Consider the following 20240-nt stretch of genomic DNA (forward strand, 5'->3'; position numbering starts at 1 on the left):
CGCTCACTCACCAATTTCGCCCCCTCGACCTTTGAGGAGCGTGGCGCGGCCGTGGGTTTCACCACGCCGGTGCTGGCGCAGACCAGGGTCCGTAAGGACGACCGGGAGCAGCTGGAGGTGCTGGTCCCGAACCTGTCGGAAGGGCGCGGGGTCTACGTCGTGCCGTGGAAGGGCCTGCCGCTGGCCTTTCCGATGACCGTGCACGACCGCATGCTACAGGAACTCATTCACAGGGGCGAGGGCTGCTCCCCGGACGACATACGCAAGGCGGTGCTGGAGGCGGCGCGCTGCGGGCTGGCCGGACCGCTGGCCGTGGAGGCGGCGGAGGCAGCGCTGCGCGACGACGACGAACAGCGCCTCCTCATCAACTTCCAGTTGATCGTGGAGGTGCTGAAGGCCGCCGGCCTGGAATCGACGGAGATCCTGCGCGCCGGCCTGGGGTCGGAGGAAGGGCAGAGGCTGACCCGCTCCTACATGGTCAAGGCCGCGCAGAGCCTGTCCATCGAACCGACCGAGCTGTATTCCCGCGTCGCCGAACTGGCCGTCTTCATGGAGCCGGTCGGCATCGGCACCTCGCCCAAGCCGGCGCGGCTGCGCCGCCTGATGCGCGACCTGCTGCACTTCCGCGACAGCATGACGGAATGGTCGGTCGACAACGTGTCCGAATCGGCCCCGATCGGCAGCTTCTGCGCGGAGGTGGCGGAGCACACGCTGAACCATGTCCGCAACGTGGTGACCCAGCTCGACCAGTCCGTGGCGGCGTTCGAAACGCTTCTGCGCCAGTGGGACACCAAGCGCGCGACCGTCCGCCGGTCGACGACGCGGCTGTCCTGGCTGCTGGACGGTTGGGACTTCATCGTCAACACCTGGGCGGCCGCCCAGGAGAAGAGCCGGCACGAGCAGGACATGACCGTGCACGAGCTGTTCCGCGTCCTTCCCCTGCTTCCAAAGGACGAGGAGCGCGCCGACCACGCGCTGCAAGCCGATCGCGTGCTGGCGGCGAATCGCCGAACCGTACGGGCCTATGTTGATTGGCGCAGTGGTCAACTCGACATGGATCTTGTAATGCGGATCGAGGCGATCAAGGGAAAGGCGGCCTGACGATGGATCCGCAGGCAATCCTCGGGCTCGGCTCCAAGCTCCTCGACATCGACGAGGAACGCTTCCGCCAAGTCGTCGGCCTTCTGGAGCAGATCGGCGATCATCCGGAGGTGCAGAAGACCTTCTCCCTGATCCGTCCGCGTCTGGTGGAGGTGCGCCCCAAGCGGCGGCCAACCTTCAAGCGCCTGTTCTGCGAACCCTTCGAGGATCTGTTCGAGGTGCCGAACGGCAACCAGCCGGCGCCGCTGAACCGGATCGACCGCGCCGTGGTCAACAGCCTGTGGCCGCTGGTGGAATCGACCATCGGCAAGGACCGCCTGCGCGGCGTGGCCGGCGCGCTGCGCGACGGCGCCGCCCGTGCGGAGCCGGCCGCCGCCTTCTGGTCGATGAGCGCCGCGGCGGTGGCCGACATCCTGGCGCAGCTGGATCTGGGGCGCTACGTGGACGAGCTGGGCCTGCGCGTCAACCCGGACCGCCTGCGCACCATCCAGGACATCGCGCAGATCCTGGCGATCGCGCCGGCCGTGGACGAGATGAAGGCCGTGCTGGCCCCGAAGCCGGTGCAGAAGCTGCACAAGGACCATCTGGAGGGCGTCCAGGCGGCCGGGCGCACGGTGGCGCGCGGCCGGCCGGAGACGCTGAAGCTGTTCATCCTCCTGGCGGCGGCGCGCCTGTCCGACCCGTCGATCCTGCTGGGCGGCCTGTGGGACATGGATTTCGGGCAGAAGGCCAGCGAGCGCGCCGCGCTGTTCCTCGACCTCAGCGGCACGGTGGTCGCCCGCATCGAGGAGCGCTCGCGCGGCGCCGCGGCCACGCCCGGCAGCACGACCGACCGCATGGCCGCGGCCGATCTCGCCGTGGACCTGATGGCCAGCCTGGAGGCCACCCGCTCCGCCATGGAATACAGCCGCAACAAGGAGTTCGACCAGCGCCTGAAGGCGGTCCGGGAATCGGTGCACGACATGGTCCGCACCCAGGTGCTGGACGGCGCCGACGGCGAGATCCTGACCGCCGTCGCCACCCTGACCACGGGCGGCGGCGAGGACACCGGCAAGATGGTGATGGCGGAGAACCAGGCCCGCGCGCTCCGCAAATGCTCGACCATCGCCGACACGCTCGGCCTGCGCGGCGAGTTGAAGAGCGTGACGCAGAAGGCGACCGCCTCCCTGACCGACACCGCCCGCCAGGTGCTGGTGGACGGCAACGGCGACGCCCGCACCGGCTACACCGCCATCCGCATGATCGAACTGATCTCCGGCCCCGCCGAAGCCAGCCAGGTCATGGACCAGATCCTGCGGACGGGACGGCGGTAGGGGGACGTCGTCGCACTGGGCCCCCACCCTAACCCTCCCCCATCTTCGACGGGGGAGGGAACTGCCGCCGCTCCGCGACCAAAGCCCCTCCCCCCGCGAAGTGGGGGGAGGTTGGGAGGGGGGCCCAGCGCAACCAGTTCAGGCCCAGCGCAACCACCTCACAGAATCCCCACCATGCCCTACACCGGCTGGAAACTCCCCGACGACGAGCGCGCCCGCCTGCTGGCGCTGTTCCCGCCCGCCTACGCCACCGTCGTGGCCCACCACGTCACGCTGGCCTTCGGGGTCGGCCCGGGGGCGCCGCTCCCCAAGGAAACCCAGGGCACCATCACCGGAATCGCCGACGACGGGGCTGGCGTGCAGGCCCTAGTCGTCTCCATCGGCAACACCACGCGGCGCCCGGACGGCTCGACCTACCACGTCACCTGGTCGCTCGGCCCAGGCCGCAGGCCGGTGGAGTCGAACGACGTCCTGCGCGCCCGTGGCTGGACCCCGGTGCCGCCCGTGCCCGTCCGGCTGGAGCCGCGCTTCTTCCCCCGATAGATGGCCTGGAACCCTGCCGCGCCTTCGCGGGTTTCTGGCGAAGACCAAGGCAGTTGGCAAAGGCAGAAGGAGGACTGTGCGATGCGGATCGTTCTGACCGTCGCGGCGGCGCTGGCCGTCGGCGTTCCCGCCCTGATGACGGCACCGGATGCAGCCGCGCAAAACTCGGTGACCGACAAGATCCACGAGGAGCCCACCCTCACCACCAAGCGCGACCCGGGTGCGGCCCGCAAGAACTACGCGGAGAACGCCATGGCCCGGCAGGTGGAGCACCTGATCGGCCAGAAGGTGAAGGACCCGCAGGGCAACGACGTCGGCGACTTGGAGAACCTGCTGGTCCGCCCCGACGGCAAGGTGGCGGCCGTGGTGGTGGAATGGGGCACGCTGGCCGGGCTCGGCGGCAGCACGGTGGCCGTGCCGTGGCGCGACGTGGAGCTGTCACCGGACGGCAAGCGGGTGACCGTCAACGCCACCCGCGACCAGCTGAAGGACCAGCCGAAATACGACCCGGACGTGCCGGCCGCCGCCGGCATCGATCCCGACATCAAACCGTACCGTTAAATGGCCTCACCCGCCGGCGTTGCGCTTCAGCGTTTGCTCGCGGTGGAAGACGAACAGGCCGCTGCCGATGATCAGCAGCGCGCCGGCCGCGATGCGCAGCGTCGGCGGCGTGCCCCAGACCACGAGGTCGAGCACCACCGCCCAGACGATCGACACGTACTGGAACGGTACGACGACCGCCGCCGGGCTCAGCTGCAGCGACCGGTTCATCGCCGCGTGCCCGGCCAGCGCCGTGATGCCCAAGGCGCCCAGCAGCAGGAAGTCCATGCCCGGCGGCGCCACCCACACGACGGGCAGCGACGCCGCCCCCAGCAGGCCCGTGCCGAAGGTCTGGTAGCTGACCAGCGACAGGTTGCGGGCGTCGCGCAGCAGGCGGGTGGTGATCATGCCCGTGGCGAAGATGGTCGTCCCGATCAACGCCACCAGCGAGGGCAGCGGGTCGAAGGCGCCCGTCGGGTTCAGCACCACGACCACGCCCGCGAAGCCCACCAGCACGGCGGCCCAGCGGCGCCAGCCCACCTTCTCCCCCAGGATCGGCACCGACAGGGCGGTGACGAGCAGCGGGGCGGCCATGTAGATCGTCATGACGTTGGCGAGCGGCAGCCAGCGCACCGCCCAGTAGAAGCAGGCGACCTCCGCCGTCACGCAGCCGACGCGCAGAAGATGCAACGGCAGCCGCTCCACCGCGAAGACGGCGCGCACACCCTCCCGCCAAATCATCGGGGCCAGCAGCACCGCGCCGAACAGGCTGCGGATCGCCAGCAGCATGCCGACCGGATATTCGCTGACCAGCCACTTGCCCAGCGCGTCGTTGACGGTGAACAGCGACATGCCCAGCAGCATCATCAGGATGCCCATCCGGCTGTCGGACGCGGCGGAGGCAGGAGCGGCGATGGCGGTCATGGACCTTCACAAAAAAACTCCCTCCCCTGCTCTCGGCGGACCGAAGGTCCGCCTGTCGCGTCAGCGCAAGCTTTGCTTGCGCGAGAGCGAAGCGGGGGAGGGTTGGGGTGGGGGCTCGCAAACTGACCCGCAAGCGACCTCAGATCACGCCCTTATCCCGCAGGGCGGCGATGTCCGCCGCGCATAGGCCCAGCGCCTCGCCCAGCACCGCGTCGGTGTGCTGGCCGAGCGTCGGCGGGGCGACCCTGTGCTCGATCGGCGTCGCGGAATAGCGGATCGGGCTCGCCACCGTCGGTACGGTTCCGGCTTGCTCGTGCGGCAGATCCCGGTGGATGTTGCGGGCCTGGACGTGGGGGTCGGCGAAGACCTGCGCGATGTCGTTGATCGGCCCGCAGGGGACGCCCACCGCCTCCAGCGCGCCCAGCCAGTCGCGGCTGGTGCGCTGCTCCAGCAGCAGTTCCAGGATCGCCACCAGCTCCTTGCGGTGGGCGACGCGCGCCGGGTTGGTGGCGTAGCGCTCGTCCTGCGCCAGCTCCGGCCGGCCGGCGACCTGACAGAACTTGGCGAACTGGCTGTCGTTCCCGACCGCCAGGATGATGTGGCCGTCGAGCGTCGCAAAGGCTTGGTAGGGCACGATGTTCGGGTGCGCGTTGCCCAGCCGCTGCGGCGCCTTGCCGCCCACCAGGTAGTTCATCGCCTGGTTGGCCAACACCGCCACCTGCACGTCCAGCAGGGCGAGGTTCACCCACTGCCCCTCCCCCGTCCGGTCGCGGTGGGCGAGCGCGCCCAGCACGCCGACCGTGGCGTAGAGCCCGGTGAACACGTCCGTCACGGCCACGCCGACCTTGACCGGCCCGCCGCCCGCCTCCGTATCCGGCTGGCCGGTGATGCTCATCAGCCCGCCCATGCCCTGGATCATGAAGTCGTATCCGGCGCGCTTCGCATACGGCCCGTCCTGCCCGAACCCGGTGATCGAGCAGTAGACCAGCCCGGGGTTGATCGCCTTCAGGCTCTCATAGTCGAGCCCGTACTTGACCAGCCCGCCGACCTTGAAGTTCTCGATGACCACGTCGACCTCGGCGGCGAGCTTGCGCACCAGCGCCTGCCCTTCCGGCTGTTCGAAGTCGATGGTGATCGACCGCTTGCCGCGGTTGGTCGACAGGAAATAGGCCGACTGCTCCCCGGCCCAGGGCGGCCCCCAGGCGCGGGTGTCGTCCCCGGCCCCCGGCCGCTCCACCTTGATGACGTCGGCGCCGAGATCGGCCAGCGTCTGCGCCGCCCACGGCCCGGCGAGCACGCGGGACAGTTCCAGGACACGAACGTGCGAAAGAGGGCCGGGCATGGCACAAACATCCTTCCGGAATTGTGGAAGCACAAATGGGGCAAGGGGTTTTCACCACAAAGACACTAAGACACAAAGATTTTCACAAAGACGCTCCGGCACCTTTGCACCGGCCCAAGAATGGAACGCCCCTTTGTGAAATTCTTTGTGTTCTTTGTGCCTTTGTGGTGAATCCCCCTTCCTTCGCGTGACCTTAGGCGCTGAACGCCTGGATCCCGGTGATCGCGCGGCCCAGCACCAAGGCGTGGATGTCGTGGGTGCCTTCGTAGGTGTTGACGGCCTCCAGGTTCATCACGTGGCGGATGACGTGGAACTCGTCGGCGATGCCGTTGCCGCCGTGCATGTCGCGGGCGACGCGGGCGATGTCGAGCGCCTTGCCGCAGTTGTTGCGCTTGATGAGCGAGATCATCTCGGGTGCGGCCTTGCCCTCGTCCAGCAGGCGGCCGACCTGCAGCGCGGCCTGCAGGCCGAGCGCGATCTCCGTCTGCATGTTGGCGAGCTTCAGCTGCGGGATCTGGTTGGCGGCCAGCGGGCGGCCGAACTGCTTGCGGTCCAGCTGGTACTGGCGGGCGGCGTGGAAGCAGAACTCAGCCGCACCCATGGCGCCCCAGGCGATGCCGTAACGGGCGCGGTTCAGGCAGCCGAACGGGCCGGCGATGCCCTCGATGTTCGGCAGGCGGTTCTCCTCCGGCACGAAGACCTCGTCCATGACGATCTCGCCGGTGGTCGAGGCGCGGAGCGAGAACTTGCCCTCGATCTTCGGCGCGGACAGGCCCTTCATGCCCTTTTCCAGCACGAAGCCGTTGATCTTGCCCTCGTCGTTCTTCGCCCACACCACGAACACGTCGGCGATGGGCGAATTGGTGATCCACATCTTCGACCCGGTCAGGATGTAGCCGTCCGCGACCTTTTTCGCGCGCGTCTTCATGCCCGCGGGGTCGGAGCCGGCGTCCGGCTCCGTCAGGCCGAAGCAGCCGACCCACTCGCCGGTGGCAAGCTTCGGCAGGTACTTCTCGCGTTGGGCCTCGCTGCCGTAGGCGTAGATCGGGTGCATGACCAGCGAGGACTGCACCGACATGGCCGAGCGGTAGCCGCTGTCGATCCGCTCCACCTCGCGCGCGACCAGCCCGTAGGAGACGTAGTTCACGCCGGCGCAGCCGTAGCCGTCGATCGTCGAGCCGAGGAAGCCCAGCTCGCCCATCTCGTTCATGATCTCGCGGTGGAAGATCTCGTGCCGGTTCGCCTCGGTCACGCGCGGCAGCAGCTTGTCCTGGCAGTAGGAGCGCGCGGCGTCGCGGATCATCCGCTCGTCCTCGGTCAGCTGCTCGTCGAGCAGCAGCGGATCCTCCCAGCTGAAGGAGGCGAGCTTGGCGGAAGCGATACCGGTCTTGGCGGCCATTGGTTGAGTCTCCCCAGAAACTTGGGTGTCTGTTGATCTTGCGTGCAAGGTGGCGCAGTCCTTCTCATGGAGCAAATACATTTGTCTGGCGATATTCATCGATTTTTCATATAAGAGAACACCATGGATCTCCGCCACCTCCGCCACTTCGTTGCCGTCGCCGAGGAGCTGCATTTCAGCCGCGCCGCGGTGCGTCTGGGCATCGGCCAGCCGCCGCTCAGCCAGTCGATCCAGGCGCTGGAGGCGGAGTTGGGCGCCCGCCTGTTCGAACGCACCAAGCGCCGCGTCGAGCTGACCGAGCCCGGCCAACTCCTTCTCAATGAGGCCCGCGAGATCCTGGCGCGGGCGGAGCGTGCGGCGGTGCTGACCCGGCGCGCCGCGCGCGGCGAGGTGGGGGAGCTGCGCGTCGGCTTCACGGCGGCCGCTCCCTTCCTGCCCGTGGTGCCGCGAATCATCGACGCCTACCGCCGCGCCCACGCCGACGTGCACCTCACCCTGGTGGAGCTGCCGTCCAAGCAGCAGCTGACGGCGCTGGCCGACCACCGGCTCGATGTGGGCTTCATCCGGGAGCCGCGATTCGTCCCCGATCCCGCCGCCTACCGATTCCATGATGTGGTGCGCGAACCGCTGCTGGCGGTGATGCGCGCCGACCACCCGCTGGCCGCGCGCGACGTGGTGCCGCTGGCCGCGCTGCGCGACGAGCCCTTCGTCTTCTACCCCGCCGATTTCGGCACCAGCACGCACGAGCAGGTCTTCGCGCTGTGCGCCGCCGCGGGCTTCCGCCCCAATGTCGCGCAGGACGCGCGCGAGGCTTTCACCATCATCGGCCTGATCGCCGCCGGGCTGGGCGTGTCGATTCTTCCCGGTCAGCTACGACAGGTGGCGCTGGAAGGGGTGGTCTACCGCCCCCTGGACAGCGCCGACGCCTTCACCACGCTGCAATTGGCCCAGCGCAGCGGCGAGCGCTCGCCTTTGGTGCGGAACTTCACCGATATCGTCGCGCGAATCGCGCCCCGCATCGGCAACTGATGGGATGCCCCGGCCCTGCGGGGACCGCAACCTCCCAAAGTCGGGCTTCTCATCCGATTACGGAAAGAGCACACTTGCGTTCAAAGCGTGGTCAGAGCCTTCGCATCTGCACAAAAATTCGCCAGCCTGTTCAGTTGATCATGACGCGAGCAACAGGCTTGTCGAATTTATTAAACGCGTATACCGTCTGTCCCAACGCATAGGACGTGTTCCGGAAACGCAACCCGGAACCGCGGATGCCTCGGAGGACGGGGGAAGATGATGGACGGCGGCATGGTCGGGACGGCGCAGGCATTGGTGCGGTTCGTCGGGGTGCAGAAGACCTACGACGGCGAACACCTTGTGGTGAAGAACCTCGACCTCGACATCCGCAAGGGGGAGTTCGTGACGCTGCTCGGCCCGTCGGGCTCGGGCAAGACGACCACGCTGATGATGCTGGCGGGCTTCGAGGTGCCGACGCAGGGCGAGATCTACCTCGCCGACCGGCCGATCAAGAACATGCCGCCGCACAAGCGCGACATCGGCATGGTGTTCCAGAACTACGCCCTGTTCCCGCACCTGACGATCGAGGAGAACGTCGCCTTCCCGCTGACCGTCCGCGGCACCGCGAAGGCGGAGGTTCAGGAGCGCGTGCGCAACGCGCTGCGCATGATCAAGCTGGAGAATCTGGCGCACCGCCGCCCCGGCCAGCTGTCGGGCGGCCAGCAGCAGCGCGTGGCGCTTGCCCGCGCCCTGGTCTTCAACCCGCAGCTGGTGCTGATGGACGAGCCGCTGGGCGCGCTCGACAAGCGCCTGCGCGAGCACATGCAGCTGGAGATCAAGCAGCTGCACGAGCAGATGGGCATCACCGTCGTCTACGTCACCCACGACCAGGGGGAGGCGCTGACCATGTCGGACCGCATCGCGGTGTTCAACGACGGCATCGTCCAGCAGATCGACAAGCCCGACGCGCTGTACGAGCAGCCCGTGAACAGCTTCGTCGCCAACTTCATCGGCGAGAACAACGTGCTGTCCGGCACTGTCGAGAATATCGAACAGGGCTTCTGCCGCGTGGCGCTGACCTCCGGCGGCTCGGTCGTGGCCCAGGCGGTCAACGTGGAGGGGCCGGGGGCGGCCACCGCGCTGTCCGTCCGGCCGGAGCGCATCGTGATCGTGCCAGATGACGCCTCGACTGGCGGCGCTTCCACCGACCTCGCCAACCGCCTGCCCGCCACTGTGCAGGACACCATCTATCTCGGCGACCACGCGCTGGCCGTGCTCAAGGTCGCCGGCAACGGGGAGTTCATGGTCAAGCTGCCGCCGGGCGCCCACGCGGGCCTCGGCCACGGCCAGGCCGTGACCATCGCCTTCCGCCCCGAAGACTGCCGGGCCCTCGATCCCGTGTGATCAGGCCGGCGTGATCGGTCCGGGACGCATCACCTGCAAGACGCAACCATAGAAACGAAGGAACGGGGAACGATGTCGAAGCTTAAAGTGGCATTCGGATTCGTCGCGACGCTCACCGCCGGCATTGCGCTGGCCACGGCCGCCCAGGCGCGTGACCTGACCGTCGTGTCGTGGGGCGGTGCGTACCAGGACGCCCAGAAGAAGGTCTATTTCGAGCCGTTCAAGAAGGCCGCCGGCGTTCCGATGAACGACGAGTCGTGGGACGGCGGCATCGGCGTCCTGCGCGCCAAGGTGCAGGGCGGTGCCGCCACCTGGGACGTCGTCCAGGTCGAGAGCGAGGAGCTGGCCGTCGGCTGCGAGGAAGGCCTGTTCGAGCACCTCGACTTCTCGAAGATCGGCGGCGAGTCCGCCTACCTGCCGCCGACGGTCGACCCGTGCGGCGTCGGCGCGATCGTGTACGACTTCGTGCTCGGCTACGACAAGGACAAGATCAAGGACGCGCCGAAGAGCTGGGCCGACTTCTTCGACACCAAGAAGTACCCGGGCAAGCGCGGCCTGCGCCAGGGCGCCAAGACCACGCTGGAAATCGCCCTGATGGCCGACGGCGTCGCGCCGAAGGACGTCTACAAGGTGCTGGCGACCGAGGAAGGCATCGACCGCGCCTTCAAGAAGCTGGACACCATCAAGAACGACATCGTCTGGTGGAAGGCCGGCGCCCAGCCGCCGCAGCTGCTGGCCTCCGGCGAAGTGGCGATGACCTCGGTCTACAACGGCCGCATCGACGCCGCCAACAAGGCCGAGAAGAAGAACTTCGGCATGGTGTGGAACGGCGCGCTGTTCACCATCGACAGCTGGGTCATCCTGAAGGGCAGCCCGAACAAGGACGCCGCCTACAAGTTCCTGGACTTCGTCGGCAAGCCGGAGAACCAGGCCAAGCTGTCGGAGAACATCGCCTACGGCACGTCCAACAAGGACGCCCCGGCCAAGATCGCCCCGGCCGTCCTGAAGGACCTGCCGACCGCGCCGGAGAACATGAAGAACGCGGTCGAGATCAGCGTCCCCTTCTGGCTTGAGAACATCGACCGCCTGACCGAGCGCTTCAACAAGTGGGCGGCGAAGTAAGTCCCTGAGGTTCCTGAGCCGGGCCCCCCTCCCAACCTCCCCCCATCTTCGACGGGGGGAGGAGCAATCCCCTCCCCCGCCGAAGGTGGGGGAGGGTTAGGGTGGGGGCCCAGCGCCAGCACCTCCAAAAAACTCTTTGCACTTCTATTACTTATTGTAGGCCGCCCATGACAGCCGCGTTCGTCGCCGGCGCCGACGCGCCGACCGAGGTGCCGCTCAAGCGCCGCCTGAAGCGGGCGGAACGGGCCCGCCAGTTCAAGGCGCTGGCCCTGGTCCTGCCGCTTCTCCTGTTCCTGCTCTTCACCTTCCTCGGCCCCATCGCCGGCATGCTCTGGCATTCGGTGGAAGACTGGGAGGTGCCGAAGACCCTGCCCCACACCGTCGCGGCCCTGTCCGACTGGAACGGCAAGGATCTGCCGGACGAGAAGGCCTTTGCGGCGCTGGCCGGCGATCTCCAGGCCGCCCGCGCGGCCGGCACCGTCGCCATCGCGTCGAAGCGGCTGAACTACACCATCAACGGCTTCCGCACGATCCTCGCCAGCACGGCGCGCAACCTGAAGACGGCGCCGGAGCCCGGCACGGCCAAGGACACGCTCATCGCGATCAACCCGGCCTGGGGCGACCGCGCCACCTGGGCGGCGATCAAGAGCGCGAGCGGCCCGCTGACCAGCTTCTACCTGCTGGGTGCGGTGGACCTGACGCGCAACGTGGACGGCGCCATCGTCGCCGCCCCGGCGGAGCAGGCCATCTACCGCGACGTCTTCGCCCGCACCTTCACCATCAGCTTCGGCGTTACCGCGCTCTGCCTGATCCTGGGCTTTCCGGTCGCCTACCTGCTGGCGAACCTGCCCGCCGGCCGGTCGAACCTGCTGATGATCTTCGTGCTGCTGCCCTTCTGGACCTCGCTCCTGGTGCGCACCTGCGCCTGGATCGTGCTGTTGCAGAGCGAGGGCGTGGTGAACGACAGCTTGCGCTGGCTGGGCGTGATCGACGAGCCGCTGCGGCTGATCTACAACCGCTTCGGCGTCTATGTGGCGATGACCCACGTGCTGCTGCCCTTCATGATCCTGCCGCTCTACAGCACCATGAAGGCGATCTCCCCGGCCTACATGCGCGCCGCCGCCTCGCTCGGCGCCTCGCCGGTCACCGCCTTCCGCCGGATCTACCTGCCGCAGACCCTGCCGGGCGTCGGCGCGGGCAGCCTGCTCGTCTTCATCCTGGCCATCGGCTACTACATCACGCCGGCCCTGGTCGGTGGTGCGGCCGACCAGATGATCAGCTACTTCATCGCCTTCTACACCACCGAAACCGTCAACTGGGGCCTGGCCTCGGCGTTGGGCGCGGTCCTGCTGCTCGCCACGCTGCTGCTCGCCGTCGTCTATGGAAAGCTGGTCCACGGCCAGCAGGTCACGGGAGGGATGAAGAATTGAGCGCGAACCACTCCCCCCGCACGACCAGCCAGCGCGTCGCCTGGATCACCACCGTCGTCGCGTCCACGCTGATCTTCATCTTCCTGATGGCGCCGATCCTGGCGATCATGCCGCTGTCCTTCAGCTCCGGCGCCTACCTGACCTACCCGCTGCCGGGCTTCTCCATGCGCTGGTACCAGGACTTCCTGAACTCCCCGCGCTGGATGCTGTCGCTGAAGAACAGCATGATCATCGGTGTCGCCTCGACCATCCTGTCGATGGTGCTGGGCACCATGGCCTCGCTCGGGCTGGCGCAGTGGAAGAGCAAGTTCAAGCCGCTGGTGCTCGCGGTGGTCCTGTCGCCGGTCGTCGTGCCGGGCGTCATCACCGCAGTCGGCCTGTACTTCTTCTTCGCGCCGATCGGTCTGACCGGCAGCTACGCCGGCCTGATCCTGGCGCACACCGCGCTGGCGACCCCCTTCGTGGTGATCACGGTCAGCGCGACGCTGCAAAGCTTCGACATGAACCTGGCCCGCGCCGCGGCCTCGCTCGGCGCCTCGCCGCTCGTCGCCTTCCGCCGGGTGATCCTGCCGCTGATCCTGCCGGGCCTGGCGTCGGGCGCGCTGTTCGCCTTCGCGACCAGCTTCGATGAGGTGGTGGTCGTCTTGTTCATGGCCGGCCCGGAGCAGCGCACCCTGCCGCGCGAGATGTTCAGCGGCATCCGCGAGAACATCAGCCCGACCATCACGGCCGCGGCGGTGATCCTGACCACCGTGTCGGTCATCCTGCTCGCCACCATGGAGGGCCTGCGCCGCCGCAACGAGCGGCTGAAGGGCAATTTGCCGGGGTGAGGGGCGTTGCCCCCTCCCCAACCCTCCCCCGCTAACGCGGGAGAGGGGGCTTGGGGAAAGAGCGGCGGCAGTCCCCTCTCCCGCGAAGCGGGGGAGGGTTAGGGAGGGGGCCCCGAGCAGCCCCCCTCACTTCCGCCCCTCATACTCCGCCAAAATCCGCCCCCCGCGCTCCCCGGTCCGCGCGGTCCAGGCCTCCACCGCCGGCTTCGCCGCCGCACGCAGGGCCGCCACAAAGCTTTCGCTCAAACCCGTCGTGATGGTCATGCCATGGCCCCGCATCGCCTCGTAATTCTTGGCAACCCGGTCCTGCACCACCTGCCACTGGCGCTGCTCCGTCGCGGCGGCGGCCTCCAGCACGCCCTTGCGCTGGTCGTCGGTCAGCTTGTCCCAGGCCGCGGTCCCAATTGTCGCGAAGCTCAGCGGCGCGGCGTAGTTCAGCTCGGTGAAATTCGTCAGCACGTCCCACAGCTTCCGCCCCGCCCCGCCGTCGCCGGAGGTCAGGGCCGCGTCCATCTCGCCGTTCGCCAGCTTGGCCTGCGCGTCGGCGAAGCTGATGCTGGCCGGCACGGCGCCCAGCCGCGCGAAGACGTCCTCGCCGGTCTTGTCGTAGGTGCGGATGCGCAGGCCCTTCAGCGCGTCGGCCGTGTCCACGGGCTTCTTCGCCCAGATGCCCGACGGCGGCCAGGGCGTGACGTAGAGAAGCTTCTGGTTGTGGGCGGCCAGCGCCCGCTCATACTCCGGCCGCGCGGCGTCCAGCAGGGCCTTCGACTGCGCCGGCGTCACCGCCACGAAGGGCAGCGAGGACAGCAGGAACAGCGGGTCCGCCTTGTCGAGCGAGCCCGCGAACGGGTCGGCCAGATCGACCTCCCCGCGGCCGACCGCCGCGAACAGATCCGCCGACTTGCCGAGCTTGGCATCGAACTGGGTTTCGATCACCACGGCGCCGCCGGTCAGCTCCTTGACCTTCTCCGCAAAGAAGGCGTCGCCCTCCGCGGTGATGGAGTTGGCCGGGTACTCGTTGCCCATGCGCAGAGTGACCGTGTCGGCCCAGGCCGCCGGCAAGGCTGCGGTGAAGGCGACCAGAAGGGCGCCGGTGAAGCGGAGTGCTGTTCGCATGCTGGATCCTCGAACCGGAGCGGCACGACCTTCGCGTGCGCGCGTGTCGAGGAAAGAAAACCCTATCGCGCGCCGCCCCGCAAGGCCGGCGCCCGTGGGTTGCTGGGTGACTCCCTGCGGCGTCCATCCCCTCTCCCGCCCCGGGAGAGGGTGGCCGCGAAGCGGCCGGGTGAGGGTACCGGCAAGGATCAGCGACGGATTCTCGCGCGACCCTCACCCTTCCCACGCCTCCGGCGCGGGCCCCTTCCCTCTCCCCGGAGGGGAGAGGGAACATCGAAGATCACACCATCACAAATACGGCGGCGTGCAGGCGCTGATGATCTCGCATTCCTCGTCGCCGACGTTGCGGAAGCGGTGCGGGATGCGGCTGTCGAACAGGTAGGCGTCGCCGGGCTCCAGGATCTCCTTGCGGTCGCCGACCGTCAGTTCGATCCGGCCCCGGATGACGATGCCGCCTTCCTCCGACTCGTGCTGGAGCATGGTGCGCCCGCCGGTGTCGGCGCCCGGCGCGTATTTCTCGTGCAGGACCTGGAGGTTGCGCCCGCGCAGGTCGCCGACCTGCCGGTAGGAGATCGTGCCGACCTTGCTTTTGACCAGCCCCGTCAATTCGACCAGATCGCGCCTCTTGAAGAAGATCTGCTCGCGCGGCGGCAGTTCGCCGGGGGAGAAGAACTCCGCCAGCGACATCGGGATGCCCTGGAGCACCTTGCGCAGCGAGGAAACCGACGGGCTGCACCGGTTCTGCTCGATCAGCGAGATGGTGCCGTTGGTCACGCCGGCGCGCTGGGCGAGCTGGCGCTGGGACAGGCCGTTGGTTTCGCGGACCTGCTTCAGGCGCGCGCCGACGTCGAAATCCACTGCGTCCACGTCCATGGGTCGGTCCCTGTTTCCTGATCAAAAGGCATACCGGATTCGCGTGGGTGCGTCATCAAAAACTCAACACCCGAATAGGGTTGTTTAACTTTTTAAACATGGTACGCTCCTTTTCATTGTCCAACCCCAGGGCCAAACCCCAGGGCCAAACCAAGGCAGACCCCTATGCTGTCGCTGACCGACAAGAGCCTTCTCCAGACCCAGGCCTACGTGAACGGCACGTGGCGCAACGCGTTCTCCGGCAAGACTTTTCCGGTGACCAACCCGGCGACGGGGGAGGAGCTGGCGCAAGTGGCCGACGTCGGCGCGGAGGAGACCCGGCAGGCGATCAACGCCGCCGACGCCGCCCTGCCCGCCTGGCGCGCCAAGACCGCCAAGGAGCGCGCGGTCATCCTGCGCCGCTGGTACGAGCTGATCCTGGCCGCGCAGGAGGATCTGGCGGTCCTGATGACCGCGGAACAGGGCAAGCCGCTGGCCGAGGCGCGCGGCGAGGTGGTCTACGGCGCCAACTTCATCGAGTGGTTCGCCGAGGAAGGCAAGCGCGTCTACGGCGACGTCATCCCGACCTTCGCCGGCAACAAGCGCATCGTCGTGCTGAAGGAGCCGATCGGCGTCGTCGCGGCGATCACGCCCTGGAACTTCCCCAACGCCATGATCACCCGCAAGGTGGCCCCGGCGCTCGCCGCCGGCTGCACGGTCGTGGTGAAGCCGGCGGAGGACACCCCGCTGTCGGCCCTGGCGCTGGCCGTGCTCGCGGAGCGTGCGGGTGTTCCGGCCGGTGTGTTTAATATCGTCACCGGTTCCGACCCGGTCGCCATCGGCGGCGAGCTGACCGCCAGCCCGATCGTCCGCAAGCTGAGCTTCACCGGCTCGACCGAGGTCGGCCGCATCCTGATGCGCCAGTCGGCCGACACGGTGAAGAAGGTCTCGCTCGAACTCGGCGGCAACGCGCCCTTCATCGTCTTCGACGACGCGGACCTGGACGAGGCCGTCAAGGGTGCGCTGGCGTCCAAGTACCGCAACTCCGGCCAGACCTGCGTCTGCGCCAACCGCCTGCTGGTCCAGGCCGGCGTCTACGACGCCTTCGCCGCCAAGCTGGTGGAGGCAGTGAAGGAGATCCGCGTCGGCAACGGCATGGAAGCCGGCATCAATCAGGGCCCGATGATCAACGCCCAGGCCGTCGACAAGGTCGAGGAGCTGATGGGCGACGCGGTCGCCAAGGGTGCCAAGGTGGCGCTGGGCGGCAATCGCCACGCGCTCGGCGGCACCTTCTTCGAGCCGACCATCCTGACCGGCGTCACCACCGAGATGCGCGTGGCCCGCGAGGAAATCTTCGGCCCGGTCGCCCCGCTGTTCAAGTTCGAGACGGAGGCCGACGCCATCCGCATGGCGAACGACACGGAGTTCGGGCTGGCCGCCTACTTCTACAGCCGCGACATCGGCCGCGTCTGGCGCGTGGCGGAGCAGCTGGAATACGGCATGGTCGGCATCAACGAGGGCATCCTGTCGACCGAGGTGGCGCCGTTCGGCGGCATCAAGCAGTCGGGCATCGGCCGCGAAGGCTCCAAGTACGGCATGGATGACTTCCTGGAGATCAAGTACCTGTGCGTCGGCCTGGGCGCCTGACGCAATCGCCTAAAGCAGCCGCCACACCGTAGGTTGGGTGAAGGCGAAGCCGGAACCCAAAAGCGCCGCCGGAAAGACCCTGTTGGGTTCCGCATGCGCTCCACCCAACCTACGACTGCATTTTCGAATCGGGGGGTTTTAGACATGAGCAACCAGTCCTTCCAGGATCGCCGCAACGCCGCCGTTCCGCGCGGCCTCGCCAACGCCATGCCGGTCTATGTGGACCGCGCCGAAAACGCCGAGCTGTGGGACGTCGAGGGCAACCGCTTCATCGACTTCGCGGGCGGCATCGCCGTGCTGAACACCGGCCACCGCCACCCGAAGATCGTCGAGGCCGTGAAGGCGCAGCTCGACCGCTTCACCCACACCTGCGCGATGGTCACGCCGTATGAGTCCTTCGTGGCTCTGGCGGAGCGTCTGAACGCGCTGGTCCCGGGCTCCACGCCGAAGAAGACCGCCTTCTTCACCACGGGTGCAGAGGCGGTGGAGAACGCCGTCAAGATCGCCCGCGCCCACACCGGCCGTCCGGGGGTGATCGCCTTCACCGGCGCCTTCCACGGCCGCACGCTTCTGGCGATGGCGCTGACCGGCAAGGTCGTGCCCTACAAGGTCGGCTTCGGCCCCTTCCCGGCCGAGGTCTACCACGCGCCCTTCCCCAACGCCTACCGCGGCATCAGCGTCCAGGACAGCCTGAAGGCGCTGGAATCGCTGTTCAAGTCGGACGTGGACGCCACCCGCGTCGCCGCGATCATCGTGGAGCCGGTGCAGGGTGAGGGCGGCTTCAACATCGCCCCGCCGGAGTTCCTGCAGGCGCTCCGCTCGATCTGCGACCAGAACGGCATCCTGCTGATCATCGACGAGATCCAGACCGGCTTCGCCCGCACCGGCAAGATGTTCGCCATCGAGCATTCCGGCGTCGAGCCCGACCTGATGACCATGGCGAAGAGCCTCGCCGGCGGCTTCCCGCTGTCGGCCGTCACCGGCAAGGCGGAGATCATGGACGCCCCGATCCCCGGCGGCATCGGTGGCACCTACGCCGGCAACCCTCTGGCGACCACCGCGGCGCTCGCCGTGCTGGACGTCATCGAGGAGGAGAAGCTCATCGAGCGCTCCCAGCAGCTGGGCGAGCGCATCGCTGGCCGCTTCCGCACGATGGCCCAGCGCAACACGCTGTCGGTGATCGGCGACGTGCGCAACCTGGGCGCCATGATCGCCATGGAGCTGGTGAAGGACCGCGGCACCAAGGAGCCGGCGCCGGAGCTGACCAAGGCGCTGGTTGCCAAGGCGGCGGAGAAGGGCCTCGTCCTGCTGTCCTGCGGCACCTACGGCAACGTGATCCGCATCCTGGTCCCGCTGACCGCGTCCGACGCGCTGGTGGACGAGGGCCTGGACATCATCGAGCGCTCGCTGGAAGAGCTGGTCTCCGCCTAAAGCGCACAGCACGTCCCCAGACTTGAACAGCCCTCCTTCCCCCCGGGGACGGAGGGCTTTCTTTTGCCCACGCAGCCTTCGCCCGCCTCAGGCCGCCTCGCGCACCGCTCCCCGCACGGACGCCGTGTAGGCCAGCGCCGCGACCGCCACCGCCAGCGGCACGAAGGACACCCACAGCACCGTGTCCCACCCATAGGCGGTCAGCAGCCCGCCCGACGCGAAGGAGCCCAGCGCCATCGTCCCGAACACGATGAAGTCGTTGAGCGACTGCACCCGCGTCCGCTCCTCCGGCCGGTGGCACTCCAGCACCAGCGCCGAGGCGCCCAGGAAGCCGAAGTTCCAGCCGAGGCCGAGCAGCACCAGGCTCGTCCAGAAATGCGCCACCTCCACCCCCGACAGCCCGACCGCGGCGGAGGCGCCGATCAGCACCAGCCCGGCCATCACCAGCCGCGGGGCGCCGAAGCGCGCGATCAGCCGCCCGGTGACGAAGCTGGGCGCGTACATGGCGATCACGTGCCATTGCAGGCCGAGGTTGGAGGCCTCCTGCGACAGGCCGCACAGCCGCATCGCCAGCGGCGCGGCGGTCATGATGAAGTTCATCAGCAGGTAGGACACCAGCCCGCAGACCACGGCGGTGACGAAGCGCGGCTGCACCGCGATGGCCCCGATCGGCCGCCCGCCGGCCACCTCCGCCGCCGTCGGCTTCGGCAGCCGCACGCCGAGCAGCACCAGAGCCGACACCGCGGCCACCGCCGCCTGCGCCACGTAGGTGGCCGCGAACAGGAACGGCGCCCACAGGTCCATCGTATAGGTGACCAGCTGCGGCCCGATGACCCCGGCGAACACCCCGCCCGCCATCACCGCGGACATGGCCCGCGCCCGCCGCTCCGCCGGGGCGCAGTCGGCGGCGGCGAAGCGGAAGGACAGCACCACCGCGGCGTAGGCCCCGCCGGGCACCATCGCCGCGCAGAACAGCCAGAAGGACCCCAGCACCACCGCCAGCGCCGACAACAACCCGACGAGCACGCCGCAGCCCGTGCCCGCCAGGAAGGCGGCGCGGCGCCCATGGACTCGCGCGATGGCGCCCGCCGGCAGGGTGCACAGCGCCATCCCCACCACGAAGATGGAAATCGGCAGGGTCGCCAGCGCCGGGCTGGGCGCCAGCGTGTTGCCGACGACGGCGCCCGTCGCGTAGACGACCACCGCGTTCGCCCCGGCCAGAGCCTGCGCGACGGACAGCCGCAGGACGTTGCCCAGCTCATGCCCATAGGGGTTGGCGGGGGGGTCGGCGGAGGCGCTTCCGGCCGGGTTTGAAGTCGTGGTGCTGGCGTCGGCGTGCGGCATGAAGGGTCCCGATCGGTGCGGCAATGGCAACGGACCCAGGAGTAGCGCCCCCGCATCATGAACGGAAACGGTTTGTTTCCATGATTGATGAACCGGAGTCACGGACGCCCAATCCCTCTCCCGCCCCGGGAGAGGGTGGCCCGAAGGGCCGGGTGAGGGTAAATCCGAGGATCAAAGGATGATCGTTGCACGATTCGCCTCCGGCCGACGCGGAGCCCCTTGCTTGGGAATGGGCGCGTGAGGATGGAATGCCACCCCCGCCAGCGCTGGCTGATGCGGCTGACCGGCCCCACCAGGGCGATCGCATTTGGCCGTTTAGCCCTCTCCCCTCTGGGGAGAGGGTGGCCCGAAGGGCCGGTGAGGGGGTCGTGCATGGCGGTACGTCCGGCAAAAGCGCACCCCCTGGCCGAGCGCGGCGTGGCCCAGCCGCAGGACCTGCTGGACGAGGAGCTAATCACCGTCCCGGTCAGCCTGGAGCGCCTGGACTTCCACACCCGCTTCCTCGTCCCCGCCCACGGACGCCCGCGCCGCCACCGCACGGCCGAGACAACCGACCTGATGCTCCACCTCGTCGCCGCCAGCCGCGGAGTCACCGTCCTGCCCGACTGGCTGGTCCGCGAAGACGGCGCCGACCTCCCCCTCCGCCCCGTCCGCCTCGGCCCAGCGGGCCTCCCCAAAAGCATCCACCTCGGCACCCGCCGCGGCGAGGAGGCGGTGGACTACATCGCGGGGTTTCTGGAATTGGCGCGGGAGAAGGGAGGGTAAGGGGGAGCCAAAGTGTCGCTCATGCTCTGCTTTTGGACGGTATCGTCTCATGACCTAATGTGGACCGATTCCACAGGATCGCTTTGCGCCAAAAGCGGACATTTTCTTATCGAAACAGAGCGACGG

18 protein-coding genes are annotated in these 20240 nt (G+C 68.4%); 12 read left to right on the top strand and 6 right to left on the bottom strand.

Annotated features, from left to right (window positions below; genetic code table 11):
• Positions 1 to 51 precede the first annotated feature (51 nt).
• The 4 genes from J2851_RS07400 to J2851_RS07415 all read left to right on the top strand — a co-directional run bounded on the left by J2851_RS07400 (position 52) and on the right by J2851_RS07415 (position 3518).
• On the top strand, positions 52 to 1101 hold the full coding sequence (locus J2851_RS07400; protein ID WP_307418717.1) for a hypothetical protein: 1050 nt from the start codon (positions 52 to 54) through the stop codon (positions 1099 to 1101).
• Positions 1102 to 1103: 2 nt separating this feature from the next.
• Entirely contained in the window at positions 1104 to 2414 is a 1311-nt protein-coding gene (locus tag J2851_RS07405; protein WP_209765325.1) for a hypothetical protein, read from the top strand.
• 174 nt (positions 2415 to 2588) lie between these two features.
• Positions 2589 to 2957, top strand: a complete 369-nt coding sequence (locus tag J2851_RS07410; RefSeq protein ID WP_209765326.1) for a hypothetical protein — start codon at positions 2589 to 2591, stop codon at positions 2955 to 2957.
• Positions 2958 to 3038: 81 nt separating this feature from the next.
• Entirely contained in the window at positions 3039 to 3518 is a 480-nt protein-coding gene (locus J2851_RS07415; protein ID WP_209765327.1) for a PRC-barrel domain-containing protein, read from the top strand.
• Positions 3519 to 3524: 6 nt separating this feature from the next.
• Here J2851_RS07415 and J2851_RS07420 read toward each other — a convergent pair whose 3' ends face one another.
• From J2851_RS07420 to J2851_RS07430, 3 genes are all read right to left on the bottom strand, one after another.
• Positions 3525 to 4421: a DMT family transporter gene (locus J2851_RS07420; RefSeq protein ID WP_209765329.1), complete on the bottom strand. Its 897-nt coding sequence runs from the start codon at positions 4419 to 4421 to the stop codon at positions 3525 to 3527.
• Positions 4422 to 4560: 139 nt separating this feature from the next.
• Positions 4561 to 5763 carry a CaiB/BaiF CoA transferase family protein gene (locus J2851_RS07425; RefSeq protein ID WP_209765331.1) on the bottom strand — a complete coding sequence of 401 codons (1203 nt, stop codon included), beginning with the start codon at positions 5761 to 5763 and terminating at the stop codon, positions 4561 to 4563.
• Positions 5764 to 5956: 193 nt separating this feature from the next.
• On the bottom strand, positions 5957 to 7162 hold the full coding sequence (locus J2851_RS07430) for an acyl-CoA dehydrogenase (protein WP_209765333.1): 1206 nt from the start codon (positions 7160 to 7162) through the stop codon (positions 5957 to 5959).
• 123 nt (positions 7163 to 7285) lie between these two features.
• On the opposite strand from J2851_RS07430, the gene J2851_RS07435 reads away from it, so the two are divergent.
• The 5 genes from J2851_RS07435 (at position 7286) to J2851_RS07455 (ending at position 12959) form a co-directional block, all read left to right on the top strand.
• Positions 7286 to 8191, top strand: coding sequence for a LysR substrate-binding domain-containing protein (locus J2851_RS07435; RefSeq protein WP_209765335.1), 906 nt, complete (start codon positions 7286 to 7288; stop codon positions 8189 to 8191).
• A 261-nt stretch (positions 8192 to 8452) separates the two neighbouring features.
• On the top strand, positions 8453 to 9577 hold the full coding sequence (locus tag J2851_RS07440) for an ABC transporter ATP-binding protein (RefSeq protein WP_209765544.1): 1125 nt from the start codon (positions 8453 to 8455) through the stop codon (positions 9575 to 9577).
• 72 nt (positions 9578 to 9649) lie between these two features.
• The gene (locus J2851_RS07445) at positions 9650 to 10699 is read left to right on the top strand and encodes an ABC transporter substrate-binding protein (protein ID WP_209765337.1); all 1050 of its coding nucleotides are present in this window, start codon (positions 9650 to 9652) and stop codon (positions 10697 to 10699) included.
• A gap of 167 nt (positions 10700 to 10866) precedes the next feature.
• Positions 10867 to 12129, top strand: coding sequence for an ABC transporter permease (locus tag J2851_RS07450; RefSeq protein ID WP_209765339.1), 1263 nt, complete (start codon positions 10867 to 10869; stop codon positions 12127 to 12129).
• Positions 12126 to 12959, top strand: a complete 834-nt coding sequence (locus J2851_RS07455; RefSeq protein ID WP_209765341.1) for an ABC transporter permease — start codon at positions 12126 to 12128, stop codon at positions 12957 to 12959. Before J2851_RS07450 ends, J2851_RS07455 begins: the two co-directional genes overlap by 4 nt.
• A 126-nt stretch (positions 12960 to 13085) precedes the next feature.
• On the opposite strand, the gene J2851_RS07460 is transcribed toward J2851_RS07455, so the two are convergent.
• Both J2851_RS07460 and J2851_RS07465 read right to left on the bottom strand, forming a co-directional pair.
• A complete protein-coding gene (locus J2851_RS07460) occupies positions 13086 to 14075 on the bottom strand; it encodes a TRAP transporter substrate-binding protein (RefSeq protein ID WP_209765343.1) in 990 nt (329 codons plus the stop codon).
• A 288-nt stretch (positions 14076 to 14363) separates the two neighbouring features.
• Positions 14364 to 14948, bottom strand: coding sequence for a cupin domain-containing protein (locus J2851_RS07465; protein WP_211114250.1), 585 nt, complete (start codon positions 14946 to 14948; stop codon positions 14364 to 14366).
• A 165-nt stretch (positions 14949 to 15113) separates the two neighbouring features.
• On the opposite strand from J2851_RS07465, the gene J2851_RS07470 reads away from it, so the two are divergent.
• Positions 15114 to 16574, top strand: coding sequence for an NAD-dependent succinate-semialdehyde dehydrogenase (locus J2851_RS07470; RefSeq protein ID WP_209765344.1), 1461 nt, complete (start codon positions 15114 to 15116; stop codon positions 16572 to 16574).
• A gap of 144 nt (positions 16575 to 16718) precedes the next feature.
• A complete protein-coding gene (gene gabT / locus J2851_RS07475) occupies positions 16719 to 18005 on the top strand; it encodes a 4-aminobutyrate--2-oxoglutarate transaminase (protein ID WP_209765345.1) in 1287 nt (428 codons plus the stop codon).
• Between the two features lie 87 nt (positions 18006 to 18092).
• Here the strand turns inward: gabT and J2851_RS07480 are convergent, their stop codons facing one another.
• Positions 18093 to 19349, bottom strand: a complete 1257-nt coding sequence (locus tag J2851_RS07480; RefSeq protein ID WP_209765346.1) for an MFS transporter — start codon at positions 19347 to 19349, stop codon at positions 18093 to 18095.
• 372 nt (positions 19350 to 19721) lie between these two features.
• Between J2851_RS07480 and J2851_RS07485 the strand changes: the two genes are divergently transcribed.
• Entirely contained in the window at positions 19722 to 20114 is a 393-nt protein-coding gene (locus J2851_RS07485; RefSeq protein WP_209765347.1) for a LysR substrate-binding domain-containing protein, read from the top strand.
• Positions 20115 to 20240: the final 126 nt, after the last annotated feature.

The organism is Azospirillum rugosum (assembly GCF_017876155.1).
GTDB lineage: Bacteria > Pseudomonadota > Alphaproteobacteria > Azospirillales > Azospirillaceae > Azospirillum > Azospirillum rugosum.

Coding starts and splice junctions, on each gene's coding strand:
- J2851_RS07480 (WP_209765346.1), bottom strand. CDS start 19,349: ATGCCGCACGCCGACGCCAGCACCACGACTTCAAACCCGGCCGGAAGC.
- J2851_RS07430 (WP_209765333.1), bottom strand. CDS start 7,162: ATGGCCGCCAAGACCGGTATCGCTTCCGCCAAGCTCGCCTCCTTCAGC.
- J2851_RS07410 (WP_209765326.1), top strand. CDS start 2,589: ATGCCCTACACCGGCTGGAAACTCCCCGACGACGAGCGCGCCCGCCTG.
- gabT (WP_209765345.1), top strand. CDS start 16,719: ATGAGCAACCAGTCCTTCCAGGATCGCCGCAACGCCGCCGTTCCGCGC.
- J2851_RS07435 (WP_209765335.1), top strand. CDS start 7,286: ATGGATCTCCGCCACCTCCGCCACTTCGTTGCCGTCGCCGAGGAGCTG.
- J2851_RS07450 (WP_209765339.1), top strand. CDS start 10,867: ATGACAGCCGCGTTCGTCGCCGGCGCCGACGCGCCGACCGAGGTGCCG.
- J2851_RS07415 (WP_209765327.1), top strand. CDS start 3,039: ATGCGGATCGTTCTGACCGTCGCGGCGGCGCTGGCCGTCGGCGTTCCC.
- J2851_RS07445 (WP_209765337.1), top strand. CDS start 9,650: ATGTCGAAGCTTAAAGTGGCATTCGGATTCGTCGCGACGCTCACCGCC.
- J2851_RS07460 (WP_209765343.1), bottom strand. CDS start 14,075: ATGCGAACAGCACTCCGCTTCACCGGCGCCCTTCTGGTCGCCTTCACC.
- J2851_RS07465 (WP_211114250.1), bottom strand. CDS start 14,948: ATGGACGTGGACGCAGTGGATTTCGACGTCGGCGCGCGCCTGAAGCAG.
- J2851_RS07440 (WP_209765544.1), top strand. CDS start 8,453: ATGGACGGCGGCATGGTCGGGACGGCGCAGGCATTGGTGCGGTTCGTC.
- J2851_RS07420 (WP_209765329.1), bottom strand. CDS start 4,421: ATGACCGCCATCGCCGCTCCTGCCTCCGCCGCGTCCGACAGCCGGATG.
- J2851_RS07405 (WP_209765325.1), top strand. CDS start 1,104: ATGGATCCGCAGGCAATCCTCGGGCTCGGCTCCAAGCTCCTCGACATC.
- J2851_RS07470 (WP_209765344.1), top strand. CDS start 15,114: ATGCTGTCGCTGACCGACAAGAGCCTTCTCCAGACCCAGGCCTACGTG.
- J2851_RS07485 (WP_209765347.1), top strand. CDS start 19,722: ATGGCGGTACGTCCGGCAAAAGCGCACCCCCTGGCCGAGCGCGGCGTG.
- J2851_RS07425 (WP_209765331.1), bottom strand. CDS start 5,763: ATGCCCGGCCCTCTTTCGCACGTTCGTGTCCTGGAACTGTCCCGCGTG.